At 67.8% G+C, this 3,548-nt stretch carries 5 protein-coding genes; 2 read left to right on the top strand and 3 right to left on the bottom strand.

The window, feature by feature from the left end; translation table 11 throughout:
- Together B3E91_RS15825 and B3E91_RS15820 are read left to right on the top strand one after the other, a co-directional pair.
- The coding region (locus B3E91_RS15825; RefSeq protein ID WP_287030479.1) for a winged helix-turn-helix domain-containing protein at positions 1 to 129 on the top strand (129 nt) is incomplete at its 5' end.
- Positions 129 to 1,154, top strand: a complete 1,026-nt coding sequence (locus B3E91_RS15820) for an ATP-binding protein (protein WP_414708278.1) — start codon at positions 129 to 131, stop codon at positions 1,152 to 1,154. The genes B3E91_RS15825 and B3E91_RS15820, both read left to right, overlap by 1 nt.
- A 43-nt stretch (positions 1,155 to 1,197) precedes the next feature.
- Here B3E91_RS15820 and B3E91_RS15815 read toward each other — a convergent pair whose 3' ends face one another.
- The 3 genes from B3E91_RS15815 to B3E91_RS15805 form a co-directional block, all read right to left on the bottom strand.
- Complete coding sequence (locus B3E91_RS15815) at positions 1,198 to 2,277, bottom strand: AI-2E family transporter (RefSeq protein WP_287030415.1); 1,080 nt, start codon at positions 2,275 to 2,277, stop codon at positions 1,198 to 1,200.
- 78 nt (positions 2,278 to 2,355) lie between these two features.
- Positions 2,356 to 3,153, bottom strand: coding sequence for a DUF4892 domain-containing protein (locus B3E91_RS15810; protein ID WP_287030476.1), 798 nt, complete (start codon positions 3,151 to 3,153; stop codon positions 2,356 to 2,358).
- 20 nt (positions 3,154 to 3,173) lie between these two features.
- A partial coding sequence (locus B3E91_RS15805; RefSeq protein WP_287030414.1) for a glutathione binding-like protein occupies positions 3,174 to 3,548 on the bottom strand: 375 nt, incomplete at its 5' end.

Below are 3,548 nucleotides of genomic sequence, written 5' to 3'. Positions count from 1 at the left end.
TTCGACCGCAGCATCGACCTGCTGGTCTCGCGGCTGCGACAGAAGCTGCGCGACGATCCGAAGGCGCCCCGGTTGATCAAGACCGTGCGCGGCGAGGGCTATCTGTTCGACGTGCGGGATATCGACTGATGCGCCGCGGCGATACGCTGTTCGCCCGGCTGTTCGGCATCTTCGTCGCCGCCATCGTGCTGGGCCATCTGATCGGCTTCCTCTGGTTCCGCGCTTATGGCCCCCCGCCACTGCCGCCACCCAAACACCCGAATTCACTGGTGATTCTCGAAGAGTCCGAACTGCGCCAACCCACACCACTGGGCGGGCCGCTGGTGCCGCTGCTGCTGCAACTCCTCCTGTTGCTGGCCGCCGCCTGGTTCGGCGCGCGCCTGCTGACCCGGCCGATCCGCCAGTTGAGCGCCGCCGCCGAACGCCTGAGCGATAACATCGACAGCGCACCGCTGGCCGAGGGCGGCCCGCAGGAGGTGCGCAAGGCCGCCCGCTCGTTCAACCGCATGCAGGCGCGCATCCGCGAACAGATCGCCCAGCGCAGCCGCATCCTCACCGCCGTCTCCCATGACCTGCGCACGCCCCTGGCGCGGATCAAGCTACGCGTCGAGGAACTGGATGACGGCCACCTGCGCACCCGCATGGGCCAGGACCTGGGCGAAATGACCGCGATGCTCGACGCCACCCTCGCCTACCTGCGCGAGCAACGCGCCGGCGAGACGCGGCACCTGTTCGACCTGCAGTCGCTGGTCGAATCACTGGTGGAGAACGCCCAGGACAACGGCGCCGCAGTCAGCGTCGTCGGCACGTGCCGGCCGCTGCACACCCAGCCGCAGGCCTTGCGTTCGTGCCTGAACAACCTGCTGGACAACGCGCTGCGCTACGCCGGCCACGCGCGCATCGAGCTGCACGACGGCGAGGGGCAGGTTGAAGTGCGGGTCATCGACAATGGCCCGGGCATTCCGGCCGAACAGCGCGAAGCCGTCTTCGAACCTTTCTTCCGCCTGGAAAGCTCGCGCAACCGCAACTCGGGGGGTGTTGGACTGGGGTTGTCGATCGCCCGTGAGGCGGCGCTGCGCCTGGGCGGCGAGCTGCTGCTGGAAGACAGCCCCGGCGGCGGACTGAGCGCCGTGCTGCGCCTGCCACGCCAGTAATGCCTGCCGCTCCACTCCGCCAGGATTGAACCCGCGCCGACGCTCAGAGCGGCGGCGCATCCTTCTCCTCGCCGGCTGGCAGGGCCTGGTGCGCCCGCGGCGCGATCCAGTCGGAAATCAGGCTGAAGGCCACCGCCAGAAGCGTCGGGCCGAGGAACAGGCCCATGAAGCCGAACGCCAGGATGCCACCGAACACGCCGAGCAGCACCACCACCAGCGGAAGGTTGCCACCCCGGCTTATCAGGTAGGGCTTGAGCACGTTGTCCACCCCGCTGATGACGAACACGCCCCACACACCAAGGAAGATGCCCATCCCGTAGCTGCCGTGCCAGAGCAGCCAGGCCGTCGCCGGAATCCACACCAGCGGCGGCCCAACCGGTATTAGGCTGAGCACGAAAGTCAGCAGGCCGAGCACCAGCGCGCCCGGAATCCCGGCGATGGCGAAACCGATCATCGCCAGCAGCGCCTGGGCCGCGGCGGTGCCGATCACACCGTTGACCACGCGCTGGATGGTGCCCGCCACCAGCCGCTGGTAGTGATCGGCGCGCTCGCCGATCAGCCGCTCCAGCAGGCGCATGACGAAATCGGCCATGCGCGGGCCGTCGCGGTAGAAGAAGAACACCAGCACCAGGCTCAGGGCGAGTTCCAGCATGCCGCCGCCTACCCGCGCGCTGCGTGCCAGCAGCCAGTTGCCGACCTCGCCGACGTAGGGGCGCAGGGTGACGAAATAGGCGGTGCCCTGCTCGTCGACCCGAGTCCACCATTGCACCAGCCGATCGCCCACCAGCGGCACGTTGTCCAGCCAGTCCGGCGGAGGCGGCAGGCCGTCGACCTGGACTTCCTTGATCAGTTGCATGCCGTCGCGGATGTGGTCGGCAACGTTGAAGCCGAGCAGCACCAGCGGCACCGCCACCAGAATCATCCAGCCCGCCGTGAGGATCGCCGCCGCGAGGTTCTCTCGCCCTTTCAACGCCCGCGTCAGCAGGCGCATGAGCGGCCAGCTGGCAAAGGCCAGCACGGCGGCCCAGAACAGCGCGGAAACGAACGGCGCCAGCACCCACAGGCACGCGCCGAGCAGCCCGAGGAGCAGTATCTGCGCCAGCAGGCGGTCGTTGTTGGGCATCGAAAAACGCTCCGAAAAACGGTTGGGGGAGGATCAGGCCGCCGAGTGTGACACTTCGGCGGCCTGGCGGCATGAGGCCTAGCGCAACAGGTCCAGATGCAGCCCGTCGCGGGTCGCGCCGTCCACCTCGATGCGCGGCGCGCGTACGCCGCCCTGCACCAGCGCATCGCGCCATTGCCCGGCCTGCACACCGGACAGCGTCACGCGTACGCCGCTGTTCTGGTTGAGGCTGCGCGCCAGCAGTTTCACCCAGTCGTCCTGCGGGCCTTCGTCGAGCAGGCTCAGGTCCAGCTCGCCGCTATCCAGCAGTTGCCGTAGCAGGGTCGCCGGGGTCGGCAGGACCACGCCCAGCGGACTGCTGGCGTCGAACTGCTCGACATGCAGATAGGCGCGCCGGTTACCTCGTGTGATCGCATAGAGCGCCACCAGGCGGTCGTCCATCTCGCCGACGCTCAGGCGCACCAGCGCATAGGCCTGGCGATCGTCGGGGCCGTAGAGCTTTGAGCTGCCGAACACCGCGTTGGCCCACAGGCTGCTCGAGCCGCAATCACGCCCCTCGCACCAGTAGAGCAGGTGTCCGCCCTGCTCCTGCAAGGCACGGCGAGCCTGGGTGAAGGCCTGCTCGGAGGTATGCTCCGCGGGCAGTTCGTAGGTCAGCGAAAGCTGTCGTCCCTGGGTCGCCACCTGCTGCTCGAAGCGCAGGTCGCCGCTTATCCTGCGGATCGAGCCCTGCGGGAAGATGCGCTCCAGATCGGCGGTTTCGCGGAAATCGACGATCTCGGCGTTCGCCGGGCGTGGCAGCATCTCGAGATCGTGACTGCCAGCGACGTCCGCGGCCTGGGCATGGCAGGCCGCGAGAAAGAGGCCGAGCAGCATCGGCCGAAGGCTATGAATGCTCACCGGACGAGGATGTCCTGTGCCGTCTTGATCTTTGCGTCGCCCTCTTCCCGGCTCGGCCTGGCGAGGCCGCGCTGCACCGCGGGTCGTGAGTCGATGGCGTCCAGCCAGCGCTGCAGATGCGTCAGCCCGTCAAGTGAAACACCGGACCAATCGTGGATCTTCACCCAGGGGAAGGTGGCGATATCGGCGATGCTGTAGTCGCCGGCGAGATACTCGGCCTCGCCCAGCCGGCCATCGAGAACCTCGTAGAGCCGCCGGGTTTCGTTCTGGTAGCGGGAGATCGCGCCAGGCAGTTTTTCCGGAAAGTAGCGGAAGAACACGTTGGCCTGGCCTTGCATCGGGCCGACGCCGCCCATCTGGAACATCAGCCA

This window comes from Pseudomonas sp. UBA6310, assembly GCF_002438225.1.
Classification (GTDB): Bacteria; Pseudomonadota; Gammaproteobacteria; order Pseudomonadales; family Pseudomonadaceae; genus Pseudomonas_O; species Pseudomonas_O kuykendallii.
The sequence above is the reverse complement of the archived record's forward strand: the minus strand, read 5'-3'. Positions and strand labels throughout refer to the sequence as shown.

Coding starts and splice junctions, on each gene's coding strand:
- B3E91_RS15820 (WP_414708278.1), top strand. CDS start 129: ATGCGCCGCGGCGATACGCTGTTCGCCCGGCTGTTCGGCATCTTCGTC.
- B3E91_RS15815 (WP_287030415.1), bottom strand. CDS start 2,277: ATGCCCAACAACGACCGCCTGCTGGCGCAGATACTGCTCCTCGGGCTG.
- B3E91_RS15810 (WP_287030476.1), bottom strand. CDS start 3,153: ATGCTGCTCGGCCTCTTTCTCGCGGCCTGCCATGCCCAGGCCGCGGAC.